The sequence below is a fragment of the Kitasatospora sp. NPDC058115 genome (assembly GCF_042884635.1).
Classification (GTDB): domain Bacteria; phylum Actinomycetota; class Actinomycetes; order Streptomycetales; family Streptomycetaceae; genus Kitasatospora.
In genome coordinates this window covers 56,574-81,545 of record NZ_JBHVTL010000007.1, presented here as the reverse complement: position 1 = coordinate 81,545, position 24,972 = coordinate 56,574, and the positions used below count along the sequence as shown (strand labels likewise).

Sequence of the window (24,972 nt, the reverse complement as noted above, 5' to 3'; positions counted from 1 at the left end):
CCCCCTCAGTGCCTGCCGCTCCTCGACGACGGGAAGCGGCGGGTGTGACGGGGCCCCGTCGTTCGAAGCTAGCACGGGGCGGGGTGTGGGGGATGATCACCCGTGGTCGCGATGGGGGGACCGTGCGTGAATGTCCGCCTTCGCGAACGTGTGATCCGCGTCACACGTCTCCGGGCTCAGCTCGGGCGGTTGCGCTCGTAGACCAGGCGCAGGCCGATCAGGGTCAGCCAGGGCTCGTGGACGTCGATCGAGCCCGCCTCGCCGAGGACCAGCGGCGCCAGGCCGCCGGTGGCGATCACCTGCACGTCGTCCGGGTCCTTGGAGAGCTCGCGGGCCATCCGGTCGACCAGGCCGTCGACCTGGCCGGCGAAGCCGTAGAGGATGCCGGACTGCATGCCCTCGACGGTGTTCTTGCCGATCACGTTGCGCGGGCGGGTCAGCTCGATCTTGCGCAGCAGGGCACCGCGGTTGCCGAGCGCCTCGACCGAGATCTCGATGCCGGGGGCGATCGCGCCGCCGACGTAGTCGCCGCGGGCGTTGACCGCGTCGAAGGTGGTGGCGGTGCCGAAGTCGACCACGATGCACGGGCCGCCGTAGAGGTGGTTGGCGGCCAGCGCGTTGACGATGCGGTCGGCGCCGACCTCCTTGGGGTTGTCCATCAGGACGTGCACCCCCGTCTTCACCCCCGGCTCCACGATCACCGCGGGGACGTCGCCGTAGTAGCGGCGCGTCACCTCGCGGAACTCGTGGAGCACGGAGGGGACGGAGGAGCAGATCGCCAGGCCCTCGACCTTCGCGTCGGCGATCGCGGTGCGCGACCCCTGCGAGCCCATCAGGCCGTGCAGCAGCACCGCCAGTTCGTCCGCCGTGCGGCGCGGATCCGTGGAGATCCGCCAGGTCTCGACGACCTCGTCACCGCCGAACAGGCCGAGGGTGGTCTGGGTGTTGCCGACGTCGATGGTGAGCAGCATGGGGTGCTTTCTTCGTCGAGGGCCAGCGGACGGACGGGCGGACCGGGTGGAGCGGGTGGAGCGGACGAACGGGCGGAGCAGACGGACGGGTCAGGCGCGCAGGTCCAGGCCGATGTCCAGGATCGGCGAGGAGTGGGTCAGCGCGCCCACCGCCAGGAAGTCGACACCAGTCTGGGCGACCTCGCGCGCGGTGGCCAGGGTGAGTCCCCCGGAGGCCTCCAGCTCGGCCCGGCCGGCCACCAGGGCGACCGCCTCGACCAGCTGCGGCACGGTGAAGTTGTCCAGCAGGATCAGGTCGGCCCCGGCCTCCAGGACCGGCGCGATCTGCTCCAGGGTGTCGACCTCGACCTCGACCGGCAGCTCCGGGTAGGCGGCCCGGACGGCCCGGAACGCCTCGGCGACACCGCCGGCCGCGACCACGTGGTTGTCCTTGACCAGGGCGGCGTCCGACAGCGCCATCCGGTGGTTGGCGCCGCCGCCGCAGCGGACCGCGAACTTCTCCAGCGCGCGCAGGCCCGGGGTGGTCTTGCGGGTGTCGCGGACCACCGCGCCGGTGCCCTCCAGGGCGTCCGTCCAGGCACGGGTGGCGGTGGCGATGCCGGACAGGTGGCAGAGCAGGTTGAGCGCGCTGCGCTCGGCGGTCAGCAGGTCCCGGGTGCGGGAGCGGACCGAGAGCAGCACCTGGCCGGCCTCGACCCGGTCGCCGTCCTGGACGTGCCGCTCGACCTCGAACTCCTCCTCGCAGACCAGTGAGACGACGGCCTCGGCGATCCGCAGGCCGGCCACCACGCCCGCCTGACGGGCGGTGAAGTCGGCGGTGGCGACGGCGTCGGCCGGCACGGTCGCCACCGAGGTGACGTCCTCGCCGCCGGCGAGGTCCTCGGCCAGCGCCAGGGTGGCGATGTCCTCGACCTCGACCGGGTCCAGGCCGGCCTCCTCCAGCAGCTCGGCGAGCTGCGGGTCCAGGCCGGTCTCGTAGCCCTCGCCGTCCCCGCAGGCGCAGCCGTCGCCGCAGCCGCCGGCCAGCGGGAGCTCCTCGTGCTCGTGCTCGTGCAGGTGGGTCACGTCGGTCGCGTCGGTCATGGTGTTACTGCTCCTCGGGGGTGCTGACGGGGCCGCCGGAGGCGGTGAGGGTGGTGATCAGGTGGCGTCGCCAGCGCGCGTCGTCCCGCTCCGGGAAGTCCTCGCGCCAGTGGCAGCCGCGGGTCTCCTCGCGCTGCGCGGCGGCGGTGACCAGGGCGTCGGCGACCAGCAGCAGGTTGGCGGCCTCCCAGGTCTCCACCCGGGGGTCGGCCGGCTTCTGCTCGGCGGCGTCGGTGCGGGCGTCCTCGGCGAGCCGTGCCAGCCCCTGCGCCGTGGCGGCCATCGACGCGGCCGAGCGCAGGACGCCCGCACCCCGCGACATCAGCCGCTGGATCTCGGCCCGCGCCTCGGGCGCGGGCAGCGGCACCGGGCGGGCGGCGCGGGCGGCGGCCACGTCGACGGTGCGCTCGGGCAGGTCGCCGGCCGTGTGCCGGGCGGTCAGGCCGGCGGCGATCCGCTCGGCGAAGACCAGGCCCTCCAGCAGTGAGTTGGAGGCCAGCCGGTTGGCGCCGTGCACCCCGGTGCAGGCGACCTCGCCGCAGGCGTACAGGCCGGGGACGGAGGTGCGGCCGTGGACGTCGGTGCGCACCCCGCCGGAGGCGTAGTGGGCGGCCGGGGCGATCGGGATCGGCTCGGTGACCGGGTCGATGCCGTGCGCCCGGCAGGACGCCAGGATGGTCGGGAAGCGCCGCTCCCACATCTCGGCGCCGAAGTGCCGTCCGTCCAGGTACATGTGGTCGGTGCCGTGCAGCTGCATCCGGCGGGTGATCGCCTTGGTGACGATGTCGCGCGGGGCGAGCTCGGCCAGCTCGTGCTGCCCGACCATGAAGCGGACGCCGTCCGCGTCGACCAGGTGGGCGCCCTCGCCGCGGACCGCCTCGGAGATCAGCGGCTGCTGGCCGTGCGCCTCCGGGCCGAGCCAGAGCACGGTGGGGTGGAACTGGACGAACTCCAGGTCGGTGACCCCGGCGCCGGCCCGCAGCGCGAGCGCCACGCCGTCGCCGGTGGAGACCGGGGGGTTGGTGGTGGCCGAGAAGACCTGGCCCATGCCGCCGGTGGCGAGCACCACCGCGCGGGCCCGGACGGCGCCGACGCCGTCGCGCCGGCCCTCGCCCATCACGTGCAGGGTCAGTCCGGCGGCGTGCCCGTCGGCGTCGGTGAGCAGGTCGAGGACGAGGGCGTGCTCGATGAGCTCCACGCCGGGGTCCTGCCGGACGGCGGCGACCAGGGCCCGGGATATCTCGGCGCCGGTGGCGTCCCCGCCGGCGTGCGCGATCCGGTTGCGGTGGTGGCCGCCCTCGCGGGTGAGCAGGATCGCGCCGTCCGCGCCGCGGTCGAAGGCGGCGCCGACCGCGATCAGCCGGCGGACCGCGTCCGGGCCCTCGGTGACCAGGGTGCGGACGGCGTCCTCGTCGCACACCCCGACGCCGGCGACCAGGGTGTCGGCGAGGTGCTGCTCGGGGGTGTCCCCCTCGCCCAGGGCGGCCGAGATGCCGCCCTGGGCCCAGCGGGTGGAGCCGTCGTCCAGCATCGCCTTGGTGACCACCAGGGCCCGCAGGCCGGCCTTGCGGACGTTGAGCGCGACGGTGAGCCCGGCCACGCCGGAGCCGACCACGACGACATCGGTGTCGGTGGTCCAGCCCGGCGCGGGGGCGGTGAGACGGTGCGTGACGGCGGACATGACGGTGACGGCTCCTTAGCGCGCGGCGGCGTCGACGGCGCCGCTGTCGCCACGGTACGCCGCGTCCCCGCGCAGCAGTCCGGTGCCCTCCCCGGCCTCGGCCGGGTCGCCGCCCGTGCCGGTGATCCGGTTGTGTGCGTCGACGAAGACGACCTTGGGGAGGTAGCCCTTGGCCTCGGCGGTGTCCATCTGCCCGTAGGCGATCAGGATGACGAGGTCGCCGGGGTGGACCAGCCGGGCGGCGGCACCGTTGATGCCGATGACCCCGGAGCCGCGCGGGCCGGCGATGGTGTACGTCTCCAGCCGGGCGCCGTTGTTGATGTCGACGATGTGGACCAGCTCGCCGGGGAGCAGGTCGGCGGCGTCGAGCAGGTCCTCGTCCACCGTGACCGAGCCGACGTAGTGCAGGTCGGCCTGGGTCACGGTGGCCCGGTGGATCTTGGACTTGAGCATGGTGCGGAGCATTGCGGGTCACGCCTCCTGTGAGTGCATGCCTGGGGAACTGCCTGCGGACGTACCGGGTGGTACTACCGGACGATGATGCGGACGTTGTCGATCAGGCGGGTCGTGCCCACCTTCGCGGCGACGGCCAGCACCGCCTCGCCCCGGAAGTCGTCCGGCGCTTCGGTGAAGTCGTGCGGATCGATCAGGGCGAGGTAGTCGAGGTCCACGCCCTCGGCGGCGTCCAGCACGGCCGAGGCGGCCTCGCGCACGGCCTTCGGGCCCTGCGCGGCCGCGTCCCGGCCGGCGAACAGCGCGCCGGACAGGGCGAGGGCGCGGGTGCGCTCCTCCGCCGAGAGGTAGCGGTTGCGGGAGGAGAGCGCCAGGCCGTCCTCCTCGCGGAGGGTCGGCACGCCGACCACCTCGACGTCGAAGTCGAGGTCGGCCACCATCCGGCGGACGATCGCCAGCTGCTGGGCGTCCTTCTCGCCGAAGAAGGCGAAGTCCGGGTCGGTGATGTGCAGCAGCTTGGCGACCACCGTCAGCACGCCGTCGAAGTGGCCGGGGCGGGTGGCGCCCTCGTAGCGCTCGCCCATCGGGCCGGCGGCCAGCCGCACCTGGGGCTCGCCGTTCGGGTAGACCTCGTCGACGGACGGCGCGAAGACCACGTCGGCGCCGTTGGCCTCGGCGAGCCGCACGTCCTCGTCCAGGGCGCGCGGGTAGCGCTCCAGGTCCTCGCCGGCGCCGAACTGCAGCGGGTTGACGAAGACGGTGACGGCGACCCGGCCGTCCCGGCCGACCTGCTTGCGGGCGGCGCGGATCAGCGAGGCGTGGCCCTCGTGCAGGGCGCCCATCGTCATCACGACCGCGTTGTCGACCGGCTGCTCGTCCGGCCAGAAGGCCGCCTCGAAGTCGTCGACGGTGTGGGTGACCACGGCCCGGTGGACCTTCGGGGCGCGCTGGGCCTTGCCCGGCTGCTTGCCGCGTGCCATTACTGCTTCTCCTCGTTCAGTACGTCCAGCAGCGCCGCCGCCGACGTCTCGTCGATCGTCCCGTGGGCCAGGGCCCGCTGGGCGGTGGCGCGGGCCATCGCCCGGTAGGCGGCCGGGATGTCCGGGGACACCGTACTGAGCTGCGCCAGGTGGCGCCGCACGGTGCCGGCGTCGCCCCGGGCGACCGGGCCGGTGAGGGCCGCGTCGCCGGAGCGCAGCGAGTTGTCCAGCGCGGCGCCGAGCAGCGGGCCGAGCATCCGGCCGGGCTCGGCGACGCCCGCCCCGCGCAGCAGCTCCATCGCCTGGGCGACCAGGGTGACCAGGTGGTTGGCGCCGTGCGCGAGGGCGGTGTGGTACCGCGGGCGGACGTCCTCCGGCACCCACTCGGGCTCGCCGCCCATCTCCACCACCAGCGCCTCGGCGACCGGGCGCAGTTCCTCGGGGGCGGTCACCCCGAACGGGCAGCCGGCCAGGCGGGCGAGGTCCACGGAGGTGCCGGTGAAGGTCATCGCCGGGTGCAGCGCCAGCGGCAGCGCACCGGCCCGGGTGGCCGGCTCCAGCACGGTCACGCCGTGCGCGCCCGAGGTGTGCACCAGCAGCTGGCCGGGGCGGACGGCGCCGGTCGCGGCGAGGCCGGCGACCAGGTCGGCCAGCGCGTCGTCGGGGACGGTGAGCAGGACGAGGTCGGCGGCGGCCAGCACCTGCGGCGGGGTGACGACCCGCACGCCCGGCAGCAGGGCCTCGGCGCGGCGCCGGGAGGCGGCGGAGACCCCGGAGGCGGCGACCACCTTGTGGCCGGCCAGCTGGAGGGCGGCGCCGAGCGCGGGGCCGACCCGGCCGGTGCCGACCACGCCCACGGCGAGGCGGGCGGGGCGGTTGCCGGGGTCGGCGGGGTCGTCGGGCAGGGCCGGATCGCCGTAGTCGGACTGACTCACGCACCCACCTCTGTCCAGGGCTTTCCGTTCCGGTCCGCTCGACGGGTACCGGACGTACCGGCCCATTCTACGGGGGCCGGGAGCGGGCCCGGGCGGTCCCGAGCGGCGCCCGGGGCGGGCTCAGTCGGTGGCGCCGGCGCGGATCAGGCCCGCCTCGTAGGCCAGGACCACGGCCTGGACGCGGTCGCGCAGGCCCAGCTTGGCCAGGATCCGTCCGACGTGGGTCTTCACGGTGGCCTCGGAGAGCACCAGCCGGGCCGCGATCTCCCCGTTCGACAGGCCCTGCGCGACCAGCAGGAACACCTCGCGCTCGCGCTCGGTGAGCGGGCCGAGGGTGTCCGCGCGGCCGGGGCCGCTCTGCGGGGTGGGCAGCACCTCGGCGAAGCGGTCGATCATGCGGCGGGTGGTGGTCGGCGCGACCACCGCGTCCCCGCCGTGGACGGCGCGGATCGCGGCCACCAGCTCGGTCGGCGGCACGTCCTTGAGCAGGAAGCCGCTGGCGCCGGCCTTGAGCGCGGCGAAGGCGTACTCGTCGAGGTCGAAGGTGGTGAGGATGAGCACATGCGGGGCGCCGGGCAGCGGGCTGCCGTCCTCGGCCAGGCAGATCTGCCGGGTGGCCTGCACGCCGTCCAGCCGCGGCATCCGGACGTCCATCAGGATCACGTCCACCGCGGTGTGCCGGAGCTTCTCCAGGGCCTGGGCGCCGTCCCCGGCCTCGGCGGCGATCTCGATGTCACCCTGCGACTGCAGGATCATCCGGAATCCGGTACGCAGCAGCTCCTGGTCGTCGACCAGCATCACGCGGATGGTCAAGGGTGGCTCCTAGCTCCTCGGGGGGAACGGCGGGGGTGCTGCGGGGTGCGACAGGGGGCGGAGCGGGCCGGCGGGGGCCCGGGGCCGCGGTCAGTGGGCGGCCTTCAGCGGCAGCACGGCGCGGATCCGGAAGCCGCCGCCGGGCCGTGGCCCGACGTCGAGGCTGCCGCTGACCATGCCGACCCGCTCGCGCATGCCGATCAGGCCGTGGCCCTGGCCGTCGGTGCCGCCGGCGGCCAGCTGTTCGTCGGTGCTGCCGCGCCCGTCGTCCTCGACCAGCACGGCCAGCTCGCGCTCGCCGAAGTCGACCGCGACCCGGGCGTGCACATCGGGTCCGCCGTGCTTGCGGACGTTGGTCAGCGCCTCCTGGACGATCCGGTAGACCGTCAGCTCGACGCCGCGCGGCAGTTCGCGCGGGTCGCCCGAGGTCGCGAAGTCCACCTGGAGACCGGCCGTGCGGACCTGGTCCAGCAGCTCCGGCAGCTCCTCGACGCCCGGCTGCGGCACGTACTCCTCGCCCTTGGTGTCGGCGGTGCGCAGCACGCCGAGCAGCCGGCGCATCTCGACCAGCGCCTGCCGGCCGGTGGAGGCGATGGTGCCCAGCGCCTCCTTCGCCTGCTGGGGCGAGTTGTCCAGCACGTACGCGGCGCCGTCGGCCTGGACGATCATCACCGAGACGTTGTGCGCGACCACGTCGTGCAGTTCGCGGGCGATCCGGGCCCGCTCGGCGGCGACCGCCACCTTGGCCTGGGCGTCGCGCTCGCGCTCCAGCCGGGCCGCCCGGTCCTCCAGCTCCACCAGGTAGGCCCGGCGGACCCGGGTCAGCCGCCCCCACGCCCAGCAGAGGATGAACGGGGTGGTCATCATGCCCGCGAAGAACAGCGCCTCGGGGAGGGAGTACTCGACGTAGCTGATGTCGCCGTCGGGCAGCCGGGTGGCCTTCTGCGGGTGGAGCCGCCAGAACACCAGCGGTCCGGCCAGCAGCCCGGCGGCCAGGGCCACCCGGGACGTCCACGGCCGGCCGAAGGCGGCGCCCGTGTAGGCGAACACCAGATAGGCGATGCTGGAGATCGCCGGGTTGACGTCGAGGGCCACCTGGCCGAGGCCGACCAGGGTCGCGGCGGTCACCGTCAGGTCGGGGAAGCGGCGGCGGAAGACCATCAGCAGCGGCAGCACGACGGCGACGACGAAGCCGGCGACGGCCCGCCAGCCGTAGTTGCCGCTCCCCTCCTCCGGCAGGATGCCGAGGACGAGCACCAGCGCGGCCCAGGCGGAGTCGACCACCATGGGGTGTCGGCGGAGCCACGCGTTGAGTCGATGCACGGATCAAGCGTAGGCAGGTGCGGCGTGTTCCCAGGTCCGCCGGGAGGGCGATCCGCCCTACTCCCTAGGTCGGAGAGGGGGGCGTACCGATGCCGTACGGATTGGGCGGGTACGGACCGGGTGTGTAGCGTCCCGCCCCATGACCTGGATGCGGTGGGCGCCCGCGACGGAGCGCGCCCTCTACGGACCCGACACCGGCTTCTACCGCAGGCCGGAGGGCCCCGCCGGGCACTTCCGCACCTCGGTGCACGCCTCACCGCTGTTCGCCGGGGCGGTGGCCCGGCTGCTCCTTGAGGTGGACGCGGCACTCGGCCGTCCGGAGGAGCTGGCGTTCGTGGACGTCGGGGCCGGGCGGGGCGAGCTGGTCGCCGGGGTGCTGGCCCGGCTGCCGGAGGCGGTGGGGGAGCGGCTGCGGGTGTACGCGGTGGAGCTCGCCGACCGTCCGCCGCTGCCGCCCGCCGCTCCGTCCACAGGGCTGTGGACGGAGCGGCGGTGGGACGCGGTGGTGTGGACGGACGCGGTGCCGCGCGGCGTCACCGGGCTGCTGTTCGCCAACGAGTGGCTGGACAACGTGCCGCTGGACACCGGCGAGGTCGGCGAGGACGGGCTGCTGCGCTACCTGGAGGTGGACACCGCGACCGGCGAGGAGCGGCTCGGCGCCCCGGTCGACGCCGCCGACGCGGCCTGGGCCGCGCGCTGGTGGCCGGCCGAACGCCCCGGGGACTTCACCGAGTTCGGCGCCCCCCGGGACGCCGCCTGGGCGCACGCGGTGGCCGGGCTGGAGCGCGGGCTCGCCGTCGCCGCCGACTACGGGCACACCGCCGCCCGCCGCCCGCCGTTCCCCACCCGCACCGGCTTCCGGTCCGGCCGCGAGGTGGCTCCGGTGCCCGACGGCTCCTGCGACGTCACCGCGCACGTCGCGCTGGACGCCGTCGCCGTCCCCGGTCTCCACAGCCTGTGGACGACGCAGCGGGAGGCGCTGCGGGCGCTCGGCGTCAGCGGCGCCAGGCCGGCGCTCGCCCTCGCCTCCACCGACCCGGCCGGCTACCTGCGGGCCCTCGGGGGCGCCGGCGAGGGGGCGGAGCTCACCGACCCGGCCGGTCTCGGCGCGTTCGGCTGGCTCGCGCAGACCGTCCGGATGCCGGTACCGGCGAGCCTGGAGGCGCTGCCGGGATGGCAGACTCTCACCCCATGAGGGAGACCACGGTCGGCATCGGGGCGGGAGCCGAGAACTTCACGGGCGAGGCGGGCGCCACCGACATGGTGCTCAACATCGGCCCGCAGCACCCCGCCACCCACGGCGTGCTGCGGCTGCGGCTGGTGCTGGACGGCGAGCGCATCGTCGCCGCCGAGCCGGTGATCGGCTACATGCACCGGGGCGCCGAGAAGCTCTTCGAGGCCCGGGACTACCGGCAGATCATCATGCTGGCCAACCGGCACGACTGGCTGTCGGCCTTCTCCAACGAGCTGGGCGTGGTGCTCGGCGTCGAGCGGATGCTCGGCATGGAGGTGCCGGAGCGCGCGGTGTGGATCCGCACCCTGCTGGCCGAGCTGAACCGCGTCCTCAACCACCTGATGTTCCTCGGCTCCTACCCGCTGGAGCTGGGCGGGATCACTCCGATCTTCCACGCCTTCACCGGCCGCGAGGACCTCCAGCACGTGCTGGAGGAGGCCTCCGGCGGCCGGATGCACTACATGTTCAACCGGGTCGGCGGCCTGAAGGAGGACCTCCCGGCCGGCTGGCTCGGCCGGGTCCGCGCCGCCGTCGCCGTGGTCCGCTCCCAGCTGCCGGTCTTCGAGGAACTGGTGCTGGGCAACGAGATCTTCCGCGCCCGCACGGCCGGGGTCGGCGTGCTCACGAAGGCGCAGGCCGAGGCGTACGGCGTCAGCGGCCCGATCGCCCGGGCCAGCGGCCTGGACTTCGACCTGCGCCGCGACGAGCCCTACCTCGCGTACGGCTCCGAGGAGCTGCGGCGGGTGCTCACCGTGGTCACCCGCGAGGAGGGCGACTGCCTGGCCCGCTTCGAGTGCCTGCTGGAGCAGACGGTCAACGCGCTGGACCTCGCCGACGCCTGCCTGGACAAGCTGGCCGGGCTCGCCCCCGGGCCGGTCAACCTGCGGCTGCCCAAGGTGCTCAAGGCCCCCGAGGGCAGCACCTACGCCTGGACGGAGAACCCGCTCGGCGTCAACGGCTACTACCTGGTGTCGCGCGGCGACAAGACGCCGTGGCGGCTCAAGCTGCGCTCGGCGTCGTTCAACAACATCCAGGCGCTCACCGAGCTGCTGCCGGGGACGCTGGTCGCCGACATGGTGGCGATCCTGGGCTCGATGTTCTTCGTCGTCGGCGACATCGACAAGTGAGGACGGACGAGGGGGCGGGCGGGTAGCCGCCCGCCCCCTCGGCGCTACGCGTTCTTCGGCGTCCTGGGCTTCTTCGCCGGGTCGGCCGGGTGCGGGGCCACCTTCCGGTCGCCCTTGGTGGCGATCCGCTCCTCGCAGAGCCCGGCCAGCACCCGGTACGCGGCCGGGCCCATCAGCTCGGTGAGCTCCGGGCGGTAGCTGACGTAGACCGGGTCGGCGCCCTGGTGGGCGTCCGGGCTGCCGGTGCACCACCAGTGCAGGTCGTGGCCGCCGGGGCCCCAGCCGCGCCGGTCGTACTCGCCGATGGTGACCTGGAGGTAGCGGGTGTCGTCCGGGCGGTCGATCCAGTCGTAGGTGCGGCGCACCGGCAGCTGCCAGCAGACGTCCGGCTTGGTCTCCAGCGGCTCGCGGCCCTCCTTGAGCGCGAGCGCGTGCAGGGCGCAGCCCGCGCCGCCGGCGAAGCCGGGGCTGTTCACGAAGATGCAGGCGCCGTTGACCCGCCGGGTCTGGCGGTCGCCGTCCTCGTCGAACATCGTGATGCCGCCGTCGGTCCTGATCCGGCCCTTGGCGTCGGTGCCGTGCGCGTGGTTCTCCCACAGCTCGGGGGTCAGCCGGGCCGCGTGGCCGGTGACGCGCTTCTCGTCGTCCTCGTCCGAGTAGTGCGCGCCCAGCGTGCAGCAGCCGTCGGACTCGCCCCGGCCCTCGCGGATGCCCTGGCAGCCCTGGCCGAAGATGCACGACCAGCGGGAGGTCAGCCAGGTCAGGTCGCAGCGGAAGACCTGCTCCCCGTCGTCCGGGTCGGTGAACTCGACCCAGGCACGCGGGAAGTCGAGCGGCACCTCGGGGCGGAGCTCGGAGCGGAGGACCGGCATCGCGAGGTCGACGGCGGCCGGGGTGCCGGCCTTCCGCTTGGCCTTCTTGCCCTGGGAGGTGCTGCTGCTGTGCTGGGACGTGTCTGCTGCTGCCACTCGGCAAGGGTAGAGCCTTCGCGCGGTGGCGGACCGACCGTGGCCACCGGGTCCACGAGGAGTTCACCGCCCGGCGCCCGGCCGCGGCGGGTGCGGGGCCGCGGTGAAGGCGGGGTGAAGGGCCCGTCGGCGCACGCCGGGCGGGGCCGCGGGCGGCCCTAGGATGGCTGCCGGTCCAGCACACGGGGAGGTCCGCGATGGCCGGTGGCAGCAGCGAGTTCGTCATCAAGCCGTGGGAACTGCACGGCGAGGGGCGGGAGTTCGAGCGGATCTCGGCGGACTTCGGGAAGGCCGCCACCGCCCTGGAGCAGGGGCTCGCCGCCCTCGGCAGCCCGTGGGGCGCGGACGCCCCGGGCAGCGGGTTCGCCGCCGCGTACCGGGAGGCGCACGGCGCTCTGGTGGGCGGGCTGCGCGGGCTGGCCGGGCGGCTCGGGACGGTCGGCACGGGTCTGCACGGCATGGCCGAGCGGACCGCCGACGCCGACACCTCGGCGGCGAGCGGCTTCGCCGGCGGTGCGCCGGGCGGGCGCGGCACCGGCAAGGACCGGTCGGCCTGACGCCGGTGGTGGACGCGCGCACCGTTCGGGGCCCGGCGCGCGTCCTTCCCCCGGGGCGGAGCGCCGCCCGGTAGCGCAGGGCCTGTCCGTCGAAGGGGGAGACACGTGTCCCGGAAACTGCCCGAGGAACTCGTCCCGGTGCTGGCCCGGACCGGCCACCGGTGGCCGCTGGCCGACGAGGAGGGGCTGCGCAGGGCGGCGGGCCTCTGGCGCGAGTTCGGCACCGAGGCGGACCGGCTGGCCGGGCGCGGCGGCGACGCCGTGCGGCGCGTCACCGGGGACAACTCGGGCCGCGCCGTCGAGGCCTTCGCCACCTACTGGCAGGCGTTCCGCGGCGGCGGCAAGGGGCACCTGGACGACGCGCACGCCGCCGCCGGGCTGGTCGCCGGCGCCTTCGACGCGGCCGCCCGCGCCGTCGACTCCGCCAAGGCCGACATCGTCGCCGCCCTCAACGAGCTGGCCGCCGAACTGGAGCAGGCCGAGGAGGCGGTGGCCCGGGCCCGGGCCCGGGCCGCGGCGGCGTCCCGGGCGACGCCGGGTCCGGGTCCGGGGCCGGTGCCGGGCGGCGTGTTCGACGCGGTGCGGCAGAGCGTCGACGCGGTCGCCGAACGGACGGCGCGGGCGGTGGCGGCCGCCGCCGTCGAGGCCGCCGGGCTGAGGATCGGCGGACTGCTCGACGAACTCGGCCGGGCGATGAAGGACGGCCTGGGCACCGCGCTGCGGGAGCCGGCCGTGGTCGCGCTGCTGCGGCTGGCGCCGCCCGGCGCCGACGGTGTGCGGGCGGCCGGGTACCCGGGCGGCGCCGCCGGGGCCTTCGACCCGGTGGCCGCCGGGCTGCCCGCCGTGCTCGGCGAGCCGGGGGTGCTCGGCGGCCCCGGCGGGACGGGGCTGACCGTGGTGCCGGGGCAGGACGGCCGGCCGGTGGTGGGCGTGCCCGGGCTGGCCGTGAAGCTGGACGAGGCCGGGCGGCCGGTGCTGGACGAGCACGGTGAGCCGGTCATCGTGCGGGCCGACGGCACTCCGGTGGCGGACGCCGGGGGGCTGGTCGTCGTGCCCGGGGCGGACGGCCGGCCGGTGGTCGGGGTGGAGAACCTGGCCGTGAAGCTGGACGAGCACGGACAGCCGGTGCTGGGCAGGGACGGGCAGCCGGTGCTGACCGGCCAGGACGGCCGGGAGATCACCGGGGTGCCGCTGGCGGGCTCGCCGTCGGGACCGCTCCCCGGGCCGCCGCCCGGACCGGGGGAGGGGGACGGGCGGCACGGCCACGGCGCCGGCGGTGGTGACGGCGCCGGCGGTGCGCAGGACGACGGTGCGGACGGCGAGGGCCACGGCCACGGGCGCGGGGCCGGCGGGGGCGGGCCGGTGACGGCGGTGGCGGCCGGAGTGGACGCGGTGCTCGGGGCCGGGGCCCCGGGGGCGTCCGGCGGCGGTCCGGGCGACGAGGACGGCGTGACCGCTCCCGGTCCGGGCGGGCACGGGCCCCGGCCGGGGCCGGAGGGCTTCGCGGACGCCCCGGCGGGCGGGTCCGGGGGTTCCTCCGGTGGCGGCGGTGGCGGTGGTGGCGGCGGGGACAGGGCTCCGGCCGGGCCCGGGCCGACCCCCGTCCACCACGCCGACGGGGGCGGGGGCGGGGGAGCGGGCGGCGGCGGTTCGACCGGCTCGCCCGGGCACCCCCGCGCGGCCGACGGCGACTACCTGCTGCCGCCGGCCGCCGCGCCCGCGCCCTCGCCCGCGCCGGGTCCGTCGCCCGGCGGGGGCGGTGGTGGGGGGTACGCCGCGGGTCCGGTGACCGTGCGGACCGACTCGGTGCTCGCGCCACCCGCGCCCCCGCCCGTCACCGGGCACGACCTCGCGGCCCCGGCCCCGGCGCCCGCCACCGCCCCCGGGCCGGCTCCGGCGGCGGGCGGCTGGACGCCCGCGCCGCACGTCACCGCCCACCCCGGCTCCTACGCCGCACCGTTCACCGCGCCGCCGGGCGCCGGTGGCGGCGGCCCGGTCGGGCCCGGACCGCTGGCCGTGGGCGCGGCCCCGGGCCCGGCGGCGGCGCCGGGAGCGCCGGGTGCGCACGGCCCGGCGCCGTTCGGCAGCGGGATCGGCGCGGGTGCCCCGGCGGCCCCGCCGTCACCCGCCGCCCCGGCGCCCGGCTCCGCCCCCGGCTCCCCGGGTGCCCCGGGCGGTCCGGCCCCGCGCGCCGCCGCCGGGGCCGGACCGGGGGCGGCCCACCCGGCCGTCCCGCCGGTGCCGGTGCCGGTTCCGCTGCCGGTGCCTCCGCCCCCGGCGGTCCCGCCGTCGATCGGGCCCGGTGCGGGTACGGCTCCCGCGCCCACCCCCGCGCCTGCCCCCGGACCCGGCCCCGCTCCCGTGCCCGGGCGGTCCGACGACCACCCGGACGGCCACCACCCGCACCGCCGCCGGACGGACGCGGCGTCCGCCGACGGCCAGTCCGCGCTCGCCTGGGGCGCGGTGCCGATGGCCACCGCGCACGCGACCGCCCTGCACCTGGCCATGCGCGCGCTGCGCGGGGACGGCGTGGCGGGCGCGCCCGTCGTCCGGCTGCGGACCATCGCGGACAGCCGCCCGACCGGCCTGCCCGGCGGCCTCGGCCCGGTCGACCCGGAGCACCAGCGCGAGATCGAACGCCGGGCCCCCCGGGACGCCGACGGCCTGCCGGCCCGTCACCCCGATCCGGCGCAGGGCGGCTGGACCGAGGTGGTCAACGACGGCGGGTACCGCGAACCGGGGCGGGCCAACAACAGCCTGGAGATCGCCCTCTCCGCCGTCGACACCTTCACCGGCCGGCCGACCTGCGCCGCGCCGCGGATCCCCACCGAGGGGGACGCGGGCGAACGCGGCGGCCGCGACCGCGCCGAGCGCGAACTCGGCGCGCCGTTCCGCGACCTCGGCGACGGCGACCAGGCCTTCGCCCGCCTCGCGGGCGAACTGCGCCGGGCCGGCCACGGCGCCCAGGCCGTGCTGCTCACCCTGGACGGCTTCGGCCGCCCGCACGCCTGGAACGCGGTGAACCACCGGGACACCGTGACCTACCTCGACCACCAGGCGGGCCGCCGGGACCCGGCCCCCCTCCACCCGGCCGACCACGGCCTCTGGGCCATCGCCCTCGGTCCCGAGGGCCGCCCCCTGGACCTCCTCGCCCCTGCCCCGTGAGCGGGGGACGGTCCCGGCCGCGGGCCAGGACGCGGACCGGTCCGGAGAATCGGCTTGAGGGGCGGGCAACGAGCGAGTGGAGGTGGCCGCGGTGGCGGTGACGAGGGCGGCGGCGATCGAGGCGGCGCATCGGTGGATCAACGGGGACCTGCCGGCGGCGGGCGCCCGGCGGGTCCGGTCGCACGAGTTCGAGCTGGGCTGGGTGGTCTGGGCCGAGCCCCCGCCGGTCGGGGTGGACCCGCGGACCGGGGAACGGCGCGCACCCGAGGAGATCGGGGCGGCCTGCGCCGTGGTGGACCGGACGGACGGCCGGTTCACCGTCTGGCCGTCCGTCCCGGTGCCCGAAGTGGTCCGGCTGTACCGGGACTTCGTCGGCGCGGGCGGGTACGACCCGGCCCGGCCGCCCGCCACCGGCCGCGGCACCCGCGCCGAACTGACCTACCGTGACCCGGGCGGCGAGCGCCGGGTGCTGGCCCTGCGGTCGGCGCCGGGCCTCGCCCACCCGGCGCTGCGCGGCTGGTGGTGGCTGCGCGAGCAGGGCGTCCGGCCCGAGGAGGTGCTCGCCGTCCGCACCGACCTGCGGCCGAGCGCCCTGCCGGGCGGTTACTGGGCGCACGCGCTGGCGGCCGAACTGCCCGGCGTGCGGCTGGAGTCCGACCTGCCGTACGGCCCGCGCTTCGACCACCGGGCGGCGGTCGTGCGCGCGCTGCCGCACGGGGAGGGGGACGGTCCGGCCCGCAACCGGGTGCCGTTCCCGCGCGCCGTCCCGCGCCCGCCCGCCGAGCCCGCGCACGCGCTGGCCGAGCGGCTGACGGCCCGCTTCGGGCCGGACGGCGTCCGCCGGTTCGCCCCGGCGGACGTCGCCCGCGCCGACCTGCCGGCCGAGGCCGCCCGCGTGCTGCTGACGGTCGGCGTGCCGGCGGGCGTCGACGGCTACTTCGCCCTGCACGACCCGCGCCCGGAGCCGGTCGTCGGCGGCGTGCCGCACGACGGCGCCCGCCTGCGGACCGTGCTCCCGCCGCTCGCCGACCACCTGGCGGCGGTGGGCCGCGGTACCCGGGTGGCCGAGCGGGAGCGCCGGGCGCTGGCCCCGCAGGTGGTGCTCGGCACGGACGGCTGGGCGCTGATCACCCTGGACACCGCCTGCGGCGCCGTGCGCGCCGTCGACCCCGACCACGCCACGGCCCGCCACTGCAACGCCTCCGCGGCCGCCTTCGTGAGCTCCCTCGACGTCTTCGCCGGCCGGCTGCCCGGTCTGCGCGGGCTCGGCCCGGAGGCCGCCGGAGCGGCCGTCGCCGACCTTCAGGACGCCCTCGCGGCGGTGGACCCGGAGGTCTTCGCCGACCCGGAGAACTGGTGGGCGGTGATCGTCGAGCAGCTCTGGGACGGCCTGCTCTGAACGGCCCGCCCGCCGGGCCGTCCGGGTGAACGCCGGAACAACGCCGTCCGAATACTGTTCGAACGGCGTCACCGGACGGGCCCCCGGCGGCCCCCCGGAGCTGCGATCAGTGCCCGGACCAGCAGAAACAGCGGCACGGCCGGTCTCCTCCGGCCCGGGATCGCGTAGCGTGGAGAGTTATGCGACTCGGTGTTCTCGACGTAGGTTCCAACACGGTCCACTTCCTCGTGGTGGACGCCCATCCGGGCGCCGCCCCCCTGCCCGCCTACTCCCACAAGGCCGAGCTGCGGCTCGCCGAACTCCTCGACGAGCAGGGTGCGATCAGTGAGACCGGCGTCGAGCGGCTGATCGGCATGGTCGCCTCCTCGCTGCGGGTCGCCGAGGACAAGGGTGTGGTCGACATACTGCCCTTCGCGACCTCCGCCGTGCGCGAGGCCGCCAACGGCGAGGCGGTGCTGCGCCGGGTCGCCGAGGAGACCGGCGTCGAGCTGCGGGTGCTCTCCGGTCAGGACGAAGCCCGGCTGACCTTCCTGGCGGTCCGTCGCTGGTTCGGCTGGTCCTCCGGCCGGCTGCTCAACCTCGACATCGGCGGCGGCTCGCTGGAGATCGCCTGCGGCCTGGACGAGCAGCCGGACGCCGCCTGCTCGCTGCCGCTCGGCGCCGGCCGGCTGACCGCCCGCTGGCTGCCCGGCGACGTCGCCGACCCCGAGCAGCTGCGCGGGCTCCGGCGGCACATCCGCGCCGAGATCGCCACCGTCGTCGGCGAGATCTCCCGGCTCGGCGCCCCGGACCACGCGGTCGCCACCTCCAAGACCTTCAAGCAGCTCGCCCGGATGACCGGAGCCGCCCCGGCCGACGCGGGCCCGTACGCTGACCGCCGGCTCACCCGCGGCAACCTCGCCGCCTGGCTGCCCCGGCTCTCCGCGATGACCGTCGCCGAGCGGGCGCAGATCCCCGGCGTCTCCGAGGGGCGCGCCAAGCAGCTGCTGGCGGGCGCGCTGGTCGCCGACGCCGCGATGGACCTGTTCGGCCTCGACGAGCTGGACGTCTGTCCCTGGGCGCTGCGCGAGGGCATCATCCTGCGCCGCCTGGACGCCATGGACAACGCCGCCGACCGCCGCCGGCCCGCCCTCACTCCCTGAGGTCGCCCCTTGACGGACGGCGCCCGCGGTGGTCGGGCGGGCTCCGGCCCGCTCCCCGTTCCGGGCGCCGTCCGCTTACGCTGTCTCCCGTGGCGCACCCAGCGGACGAGGACGGAACGCGGGAGGGCCGCGCTCCCGAGGACGGGCAGCCGCGGCCGGACACCCCGCGCCGCGCCGAGCCGGAAGGGCCGGCCCGCCCGGCCGACCGGGCCGCCCCCGCCGCCGGACCCGCCCGCCCCCGCAAGCTCGGCAAGGCCGCCCGTGAGGCCGCCGGCGGGGTCGCCGAGAAGGCGGCCCGCAAGGCCGCCACCCGGGCGGCAGGAAAGACGGCGGGCAAGGCGGCCGAGAAGTCGGCGGGCAAGGCGGCCGAGAAGCCGGCAGGAAAGTCGGCGGGCAAGCCGGCCGGGAAGCCGGCCGCCACCGGGGCCCCCGACGCCCAGCCCGCCCGCGGCACCCGCACCGCCCGGGCGGCCGGCGCCGCCAAGGCCGCCGTCCAGTCGGTGAAGTCCGTCAAGGCCGCCCGCCAGGCCGCCGCCCGCCCCCCGCTGCTGCGCACCACCGACCGCCTGGTGCTGCCCGCGCACCCCTCCCTGCACATCCCGGACACCAAGGTCGCCCTCTCCACCGCCTCGGTCTACCCGGCCAACACCGCGATCGCCTTCGAGCTCGCCGCCAAGCTCGGCTACGACGGGGTCGAGGTCATGGTCTGGAACGACCCGGTCAGCCAGGACATCGAGGCGCTGCGCCGCCTCTCCGACGTCCACGGCATGCCGATCCTCGCCGTGCACGCGCCGTGCCTGCTGATCACCCAGCGGGTGTGGACCACCGACCCGTGGACCAAGCTGGTCCGCGCCCGCGCGGCGGCCGAGAAGCTCGGCGCGAGCGCGGTCGTCGTCCACCCGCCGTTCCGCTGGCAGCGCCAGTACTCCCGGGAGTTCGTCGAGGGCATCCACCGGATGGCGGGGGAGAGCGACGTCCGGTTCGCCGTCGAGAACATGTACCCGTGGCGCTACAAGGACCGCGAGGTGCTGGCCTACGCGCCGGGCTGGGACGTCACCGACGAGGAGTACCGGCACTTCACCATTGACCTCTCGCACGTCGCCACCTCACGGGTGGACGCCTTCGCGATGGTCGACCGGATGGGGGACCGGCTCGCCCACATCCACCTGGCGGACGGCTCGGGCTCCGGGAAGGACGAGCACCTCATCCCCGGCCGGGGCAAGCAGCCCTGCGCCGAGCTGCTGGAACACCTCGCCCGGACCGGGTTCGACGGCCACGTGGTGCTGGAGGTCAACACCCGCCGGGCCGCGTCGCCCGCCGAACGCGAGGCCGATCTCGCCGAGGCGCTCGCCTTCACCCGCTTGCACCTGGCCACCCCCGCGCGCGTACGCTGACAGCACACGAACTGCCGGACTCAGGGGGAGACATGGCGGACCGGAACGGGACCGGAGGCGACTTCCGCGGGCTCGCGGAGTCGTTCGGTGGGGTGGCGGCGGAGTACGACCGGGCGCGGCCGTCGTATCCGCAGGAGTTGTTCGACGAGGTGGAGCGGCTTTCCGGGCGGGGTCTGCGGGGGGCGCGGGTGCTGGACGTGGGGGCGGGGACGGGGATCTCGACGCGGTTGCTGGCGGCGCGGGGTGCCGAGGTGGTGGGGGTGGAGCCGAGTGCGGGGATGGCGGCGCAGTTCCTGGCGAGTGGTCCGGGGCTGGCGCTGGTCCGGGGGAGCGGTGACGAGTTGCCGTTCCACGATGGTTCGGCGGACTTCGTCACCTATGCGCAGGCGTTCCACTGGACGGATCCCGCGCGTTCGGTGCCCGAGGCGATCCGGGTGCTGCGGCCCGGTGGCGCCCTCGCCGTCTGGTGGAACGTGAAGGACAGCGGCGTCACCTGGGTGCGGGCGATGGGCGAGCGGCTCGCCGCCGCGCTGCCCGCGACGTACCACCACTACAGCGCCACCAAGGAGATCGCCTCCCACCTCGCCCCGTACGGGCTGCGGTCGGGGAAGGCCGTGCTGCACTGGGAGCGCCGGGTCACCGTCGACCACCTGATCACCGACCTCTCCTCGCGCTCCTACCTCGCCGCGCTCACCCCGGAACAGCGCGAACCGCTGCTGGCGGTCGAGCGCGCGGCCCTGCTGGCGGAGTTCCCGGACGGCTGGGTGATCGAGCCGTACGTGCTGGACCTCACGGTGGCCCTGACCCCGGCCCGGCCGCTCGCGTAGGCTGACGTCCGGCGTGAACTGCCGCTCGGGGGAGGGGACATGACGGACGTGCAGGAGTTCCGCAGGCTGGCGGAGTCGTTCGGTGGGGTGGCGGCGGAGTACGACCGGGCGCGGCCGTCGTATCCGCAGGAGTTGTTCGACGAGGTGGAGCGGCTTTCCGGGCGGGGTCTGCGGGGGGCGCGGGTGCTGGACGTGGGGGCGGGGACGGGGATCTCGACGCGGTTGCTGGCGGCGCGGGGTGCCGAGGTGGTGGGGGTGGAGCCGAGTGCGGGGATGGCGGCGCAGTTCCTGGCGAGTGGTCCGGGGCTGGCGCTGGTCCGGGGCAGTGGTGACGAGTTGCCGTTCCACGATGGTTCGGCGGACTTCGTCACCTATGCGCAGGCGTTCCACTGGACGGATCCCGCGCGTTCGGTGCCCGAGGCGATCCGGGTGCTGCGGCCCGGCGGCGCCCTCGCCGTCTGGTGGAACGTGACGGACCAGGAGGTGCCCTGGGTCCGGGCCGCCGGTGACCGGGAACGCGCGCTGCTGCCCGGGGCGGTGCGCCAGTTCGACGAACTGGAGACGGCCGGCGAGCAGTGGCGCCGCCTCGGTCTGGACTCCGTCGCCACCGTGCTCCGCTGGGAGCGCCGGACCACCGTCGACGACCTGATCACCGACCTCTCCTCGCGCTCCTACGTCGCCGTCCTCGACGAGGACCGGCGCCGTGCGGTGCTGGAGAGCGAGCGCGAGGCGCTCCGGGCCGAGTTCCCGGACGGCCGGATCACCGTGCCGTACCTCCTCGACCTGACCCTCGCGGTCGTCCCCGGCTGACCGCCTCGCCGCCCCGTCGCCGTCCCGTCGCCGGGCCGTCCGCGCCCGCGCCGCCGCCCGCGCCGCTGACCGCATCGCGGACGCGGCGTCCGCCGCCGGGACGGCGGGCGTAGGCTCGACGGACACCGTGGCCCCGCACCCTCCGAACGACCGGGGCCGCCAGCCAGCCTCCGAAGGAGTGGAGCACAGTGCCCGAGCTGAGGTCCCGTACGGTCACCCACGGTCGCAACATGGCAGGCGCCCGGGCGCTTCTCCGGGCCGCCGGCGTAGCCCGCGAGGACTTCGGCAAGCCGATCATCGCGGTCGCCAACTCCTTCACCGAGTTCGTCCCCGGCCACACCCACCTCCAGCCGGTCGGCCGGATCGTCTCCGAGGCGATCAAGGAGGCGGGCGGCATCCCCCGCGAGTTCAACACCATCGCGGTCGACGACGGCATCGCGATGGGCCACGGCGGCATGCTCTACTCGCTGCCCTCGCGCGACCTGATCGCCGACTCGGTCGAGTACATGGTCAACGCGCACTGCGCCGACGCGCTGATCTGCATCTCCAACTGCGACAAGATCACCCCCGGCATGCTGATGGCCGCGCTGCGCCTGAACATCCCGACGGTCTTCGTCTCCGGCGGCCCGATGGAGGCCGGCAAGGCCACCCTGGTCGACGGCACCGTGCGCAAGCTCGACCTGGTCGACGCGATCTCCCAGGCGGTCAACGAGAACGTCTCCGACGAGGACATCGCGATCATCGAGGAGAACGCCTGTCCGACCTGCGGCTCCTGCTCGGGCATGTTCACCGCCAACTCGATGAACTGCCTCACCGAGGCGATCGGCCTCTCGCTGCCCGGCAACGGCTCCGTGCTCGCCACCCACACCGCCCGCCGCGCCCTCTACGAGCGGGCCGGCCGCACCGTGGTCGAGATCGCCGGCCGCCACTACGGCCAGGACGACCACTCCGTCCTGCCCCGCTCGATCGCCAACCGCGCGGCCTTCGAGAACGCCATGGCCCTCGACATCGCCATGGGCGGCTCGACCAACACCATCCTCCACCTGCTCGCCGCCGCCCAGGAGGCCGAGCTGGACTTCGACCTGCGGGCCATCGACGCGATCTCCCGCAAGGTGCCCTGCCTCTCCAAGGTCGCGCCCAACGGCTCGTACTACATGGAGGACGTGCACCGGGCCGGCGGCATCCCGGCCATCCTCGGCGAGCTGTACCGCGGCGGGCTGCTCAACGAGGACGTCCACACCGTCCACGCCGACTCGCTCGCCGAGTGGCTGAAGACCTGGGACGTCCGCGGCGGCTCGCCCTCCGCCGAGGCCGTCGAGCTGTGGCACGCCGCCCCCGGCTGCGTCCGCTCCGCCGAGGCCTTCTCGCAGTCCGAGCGCTGGGAGTCGCTGGACACCGACGCCGCCGGCGGCTGCATCCGCAGCGTCGAGCACGCGTACTCCGTCGAGGGCGGCCTCGCCGTGCTGTACGGCAACCTCGCCGAGGACGGCTGCATCGTGAAGACGGCCGGCGTCGACGAGTCGATCTGGACGTTCAGCGGCCCGGCCGTCGTCGTCGAGTCCCAGGAGGACGCGGTCGAGGCGATCCTCGCCAAGCGGGTCAAGGAGGGCGACGTCGTCGTCATCCGCTACGAGGGCCCCAAGGGCGGCCCCGGCATGCAGGAGATGCTCTACCCGACCTCCTTCCTCAAGGGCCGCGGCCTCGGCAAGGCCTGCGCGCTGGTCACCGACGGCCGCTTCTCCGGCGGCACCTCGGGCCTGTCCATCGGCCACGCCTCCCCGGAGGCCGCGTCCGGCGGCACCATCGCGCTGGTCGAGGACGGCGACACCATCGCCATCGACATCCCGGGCCGGCGGATCTCCCTGGAGGTGCCCGCCGAGGTCCTGGACGAGCGGCGCCGCGCGCTGGAGGCCGCCGGCGGCTACCGGCCGAAGAACCGCGACCGCCAGGTCAGCCAGGCCCTGCGCGCGTACGCCGCGATGGCCACCTCCGCCGACAAGGGCGCCGTCCGGGACGTCAGCAAGCTCGGCTGACCCCGGCCGCGCCCCCGCAGCGACACGAGGAGCCGTCCCGGCCACCGGGACGGCTCCTCCGGTGTTTCCGCCCACCGGGGATAATCGGACCCGTGACCCAGGAACCCAGTCCCTCCGCCCAGCCCGCAGGCGCCCCCGAGCCGGAGCCGATCCGCTGGTTCGGCACCAGCTGGGTCGAGCGCGGCGGCGACTACCGGCTGCGCCGCGTCCTCGTCCCGGCCGGCGCCCTGCTCGCCGCCGCGGCCGCCGCCCTCGTGCTGCGCTTCGCCGTCGACGGCATCCGGATCGCCGACAACGGCGGGTTCCTCAACGGGCTGCTGGTCGCCGCCGTGGGCATCTGCTCGATGCTCGCCGCGCTGCGCACCTGGAAGCTGCTCGCCGAGGGCAAGGAGAGCCTGACCGGCTGGATGGCCGAGGAGAAGTCGCTCGGCGTGGTCTGGATCATCGGCGGGGTCGGCTCCCTGCTCGCCTACTTCGTCCGCGGTCTGCGCGAGGCGCCGGGCGAGGCCGTCCGGCGCGCCCGCTACGAGCAGGAGCTCGCCCGCTACGAGCGCCGGCAGGCGGGCCGCAGCGGCCGGCCCGGCGCCAGGACGCCGGGCCGGGCCAAGCGCAAGCGCTGAGCCGGACCGCGCTCAGCTGCGGCTGACCGTCCCGCAGACATCGCTCGGGTCCGGCGGCTGGGTGAGGTCGTACGGGTCCGAGGTCGGCCCGGACTGGTTCGGGTCCGGCGCCTGCGCGGCCGCGAACTGGTCGAACTGCGGGTGGTAGTAGCCGTCGCCGGCATCGCACTCACTGTTGGCGACGTCGGACCGGTTGCTCTCGAAGTAGATCTTGCCGCGCTCGACCTCGTACTTCGCCGGGTCGTAGAAACGGAACGTCGCGATCCGGCGCACCAGGGTCCGCGCGGTCCAGGTGTCCCCGGCCACGTCGTCCACCGGGGTGAGCAGGCCCACCGGCTTGACCGCGCCGTCCCCCGCCCCCGGTCCGGTCGGGGCCGGGGCGCCCGACGGCCGCGGCGGCCGGGAGGGCTTGGGCGCCATCGCGCGCTTGGCCGCGTCCGGGCCGGGCCGCACCGGGTACACGAAGGTGAAGTCGGTGTGCACCAGCACGCCCCGCTTGCCGTCCCCCTCCACGGTGATCCACCCCTGGAGCCGGTAGGTGTCGCCGACCGGGATCGCGTCGCGCGCGTCGAAGCGGCTGAACCAGCTGGTGGGGTCGGACTCCTGGGAGGGCCCGGCGAGCGCCTTCTCGGCGTCCTGCCGGGTCTCGGAGTCGAGCATGGCCAGGGCCGCCTCCGGGCGGCCGCCGGCCACCACCTTCGGGTCCAGGTTGGTCGCGGCCAGGTACTCCTTGACCAGCGCGACCTGGGCGGCCACCTGCTGGGCGGTGAACACCCCGGTGGCCGCCGGCGGCTCCTTGGGCTCGAACACCGTGATGCTGGTGGGCCACCCCTCGGCGGGGGAGCCGGCCCACGGGCGGTCGACGGTCGGCTGCTTCGGGTCGACCTGCGGCGGCGCGGTGGTCGGCGGAGCCGTCGCCGGGGCGACCTGTTCGACGGGCGCCGCGCTTGCCGAGTCGCCACCGGTGCGCTCCTCGTACCAGTTCCGCAGCCCGTCGATGTTCAGCGCGGCGAGCACCAGGGCGACGGCCAGCACCACGAACAGCGGCGTGCGCCACTCCGGGGAACGGCGCGGCCTCGGGTTGCCGAAGGCGTCGACCGGCTGGCCCTTGCGGGCGAACCGTTTCTTCGGCGGCCCGTCGTTCACCGAGCGGCGGCCGCCCGGGTCGACCGGCGGGGTGTGCTTCCACTGGGCGGCGAGCATCCGGGTGCGGCCCGCCTGCTCCTTGACGGAGGCACCCTGGACGAACTCCTCGTCGAGGACGAGGTCGGCGAACGGGTCCTTCCCGTCCGGCCCGGACGGGGCGGTCCCGTCCGGTTCCCGGCCCTCGGACGGGCGCGGTTCTGGATCTTCGGCGATCGGCATCGCGCCAGTATGCCGACGGGGGGTGACGGGTTTTCGATCGGGGCCGCACCGTCGGGTGAACGTCCCGGCGGTGTGCGGGGATCAGGCCGGTT

Annotated in this window: 21 protein-coding genes; 11 read left to right on the top strand and 10 right to left on the bottom strand. The window is 75.8% G+C overall.

Going from position 1 to position 24,972, the window contains the following annotated elements; all coding sequences use genetic code 11:
- Positions 1-176 precede the first annotated feature (176 nt).
- The 8 genes from ACFVVL_RS09540 to ACFVVL_RS09505 all read right to left on the bottom strand — a co-directional run bounded on the left by ACFVVL_RS09540 (position 177) and on the right by ACFVVL_RS09505 (position 8,203).
- Positions 177-971, bottom strand: coding sequence for a type III pantothenate kinase (locus ACFVVL_RS09540; protein ID WP_387672893.1), 795 nt, complete (start codon positions 969-971; stop codon positions 177-179).
- 90 nt (positions 972-1,061) lie between these two features.
- Positions 1,062-2,054, bottom strand: a complete 993-nt coding sequence (gene nadC, locus ACFVVL_RS09535) for a carboxylating nicotinate-nucleotide diphosphorylase (protein WP_380290188.1) — start codon at positions 2,052-2,054, stop codon at positions 1,062-1,064.
- A gap of 4 nt (positions 2,055-2,058) precedes the next feature.
- A complete protein-coding gene (locus ACFVVL_RS09530; RefSeq protein ID WP_387672890.1) occupies positions 2,059-3,735 on the bottom strand; it encodes an L-aspartate oxidase in 1,677 nt (558 codons plus the stop codon).
- A gap of 15 nt (positions 3,736-3,750) precedes the next feature.
- Positions 3,751-4,200: an aspartate 1-decarboxylase gene (gene panD / locus ACFVVL_RS09525; RefSeq protein ID WP_380290192.1), complete on the bottom strand. Its 450-nt coding sequence runs from the start codon at positions 4,198-4,200 to the stop codon at positions 3,751-3,753.
- A gap of 62 nt (positions 4,201-4,262) precedes the next feature.
- Positions 4,263-5,168, bottom strand: a complete 906-nt coding sequence (gene panC / locus ACFVVL_RS09520) for a pantoate--beta-alanine ligase (protein WP_380290194.1) — start codon at positions 5,166-5,168, stop codon at positions 4,263-4,265.
- Entirely contained in the window at positions 5,168-6,103 is a 936-nt protein-coding gene (locus ACFVVL_RS09515; RefSeq protein ID WP_387672885.1) for a Rossmann-like and DUF2520 domain-containing protein, read from the bottom strand. The genes panC and ACFVVL_RS09515 overlap by 1 nt, the downstream gene beginning before the upstream one ends.
- Positions 6,104-6,223: 120 nt before the next feature.
- Positions 6,224-6,916, bottom strand: coding sequence for a response regulator (locus tag ACFVVL_RS09510; RefSeq protein ID WP_380290198.1), 693 nt, complete (start codon positions 6,914-6,916; stop codon positions 6,224-6,226).
- 90 nt (positions 6,917-7,006) lie between these two features.
- Complete coding sequence (locus ACFVVL_RS09505; RefSeq protein WP_380290209.1) at positions 7,007-8,203, bottom strand: sensor histidine kinase; 1,197 nt, start codon at positions 8,201-8,203, stop codon at positions 7,007-7,009.
- Between the two features lie 175 nt (positions 8,204-8,378).
- On the opposite strand from ACFVVL_RS09505, the gene ACFVVL_RS09500 reads away from it, so the two are divergent.
- Both ACFVVL_RS09500 and ACFVVL_RS09495 read left to right on the top strand, forming a co-directional pair.
- A complete protein-coding gene (locus tag ACFVVL_RS09500; protein WP_380290200.1) occupies positions 8,379-9,434 on the top strand; it encodes an SAM-dependent methyltransferase in 1,056 nt (351 codons plus the stop codon).
- Positions 9,431-10,600, top strand: a complete 1,170-nt coding sequence (locus ACFVVL_RS09495; RefSeq protein WP_387672880.1) for an NADH-quinone oxidoreductase subunit D — start codon at positions 9,431-9,433, stop codon at positions 10,598-10,600. The genes ACFVVL_RS09500 and ACFVVL_RS09495 overlap by 4 nt, the downstream gene beginning before the upstream one ends.
- Before the next feature lie 44 nt (positions 10,601-10,644).
- Here ACFVVL_RS09495 and ACFVVL_RS09490 read toward each other — a convergent pair whose 3' ends face one another.
- Positions 10,645-11,472, bottom strand: coding sequence for a hypothetical protein (locus ACFVVL_RS09490; RefSeq protein WP_380290211.1), 828 nt, complete (start codon positions 11,470-11,472; stop codon positions 10,645-10,647).
- 293 nt (positions 11,473-11,765) lie between these two features.
- Here ACFVVL_RS09490 and ACFVVL_RS09485 point away from each other — a divergent pair, with 293 nt between their 5' ends.
- The 9 genes from ACFVVL_RS09485 to ACFVVL_RS09445 all read left to right on the top strand — a co-directional run bounded on the left by ACFVVL_RS09485 (position 11,766) and on the right by ACFVVL_RS09445 (position 23,515).
- Positions 11,766-12,125, top strand: a complete 360-nt coding sequence (locus tag ACFVVL_RS09485; RefSeq protein WP_380290204.1) for a hypothetical protein — start codon at positions 11,766-11,768, stop codon at positions 12,123-12,125.
- 105 nt (positions 12,126-12,230) lie between these two features.
- On the top strand, positions 12,231-15,290 hold the full coding sequence (locus ACFVVL_RS09480; protein WP_387672877.1) for a toxin glutamine deamidase domain-containing protein: 3,060 nt from the start codon (positions 12,231-12,233) through the stop codon (positions 15,288-15,290).
- A 91-nt stretch (positions 15,291-15,381) separates the two neighbouring features.
- Positions 15,382-16,689, top strand: a complete 1,308-nt coding sequence (locus ACFVVL_RS09475) for an SUKH-4 family immunity protein (protein WP_387672874.1) — start codon at positions 15,382-15,384, stop codon at positions 16,687-16,689.
- A 179-nt stretch (positions 16,690-16,868) separates the two neighbouring features.
- Positions 16,869-17,831 (top strand): Ppx/GppA family phosphatase, encoded by a 963-nt coding sequence (locus tag ACFVVL_RS09470; protein WP_380295945.1) that lies wholly within the window; start codon positions 16,869-16,871, stop codon positions 17,829-17,831.
- Between the two features lie 566 nt (positions 17,832-18,397).
- Positions 18,398-19,225, top strand: a complete 828-nt coding sequence (locus ACFVVL_RS09465; protein WP_380295969.1) for a sugar phosphate isomerase/epimerase family protein — start codon at positions 18,398-18,400, stop codon at positions 19,223-19,225.
- A gap of 32 nt (positions 19,226-19,257) precedes the next feature.
- A complete protein-coding gene (locus tag ACFVVL_RS09460) occupies positions 19,258-20,052 on the top strand; it encodes a class I SAM-dependent methyltransferase (protein ID WP_387672871.1) in 795 nt (264 codons plus the stop codon).
- Positions 20,053-20,091: 39 nt separating this feature from the next.
- A complete protein-coding gene (locus ACFVVL_RS09455; RefSeq protein ID WP_387672868.1) occupies positions 20,092-20,862 on the top strand; it encodes a class I SAM-dependent methyltransferase in 771 nt (256 codons plus the stop codon).
- Between the two features lie 188 nt (positions 20,863-21,050).
- Positions 21,051-22,895, top strand: coding sequence for a dihydroxy-acid dehydratase (gene ilvD, locus ACFVVL_RS09450; protein WP_387672865.1), 1,845 nt, complete (start codon positions 21,051-21,053; stop codon positions 22,893-22,895).
- A 92-nt stretch (positions 22,896-22,987) separates the two neighbouring features.
- Positions 22,988-23,515, top strand: coding sequence for a hypothetical protein (locus ACFVVL_RS09445; RefSeq protein WP_380295952.1), 528 nt, complete (start codon positions 22,988-22,990; stop codon positions 23,513-23,515).
- A 12-nt stretch (positions 23,516-23,527) separates the two neighbouring features.
- Here the strand turns inward: ACFVVL_RS09445 and ACFVVL_RS09440 are convergent, their stop codons facing one another.
- Entirely contained in the window at positions 23,528-24,880 is a 1,353-nt protein-coding gene (locus ACFVVL_RS09440; protein ID WP_387672862.1) for a hypothetical protein, read from the bottom strand.
- Between the last annotated feature and the right edge of the window lie 92 nt (positions 24,881-24,972).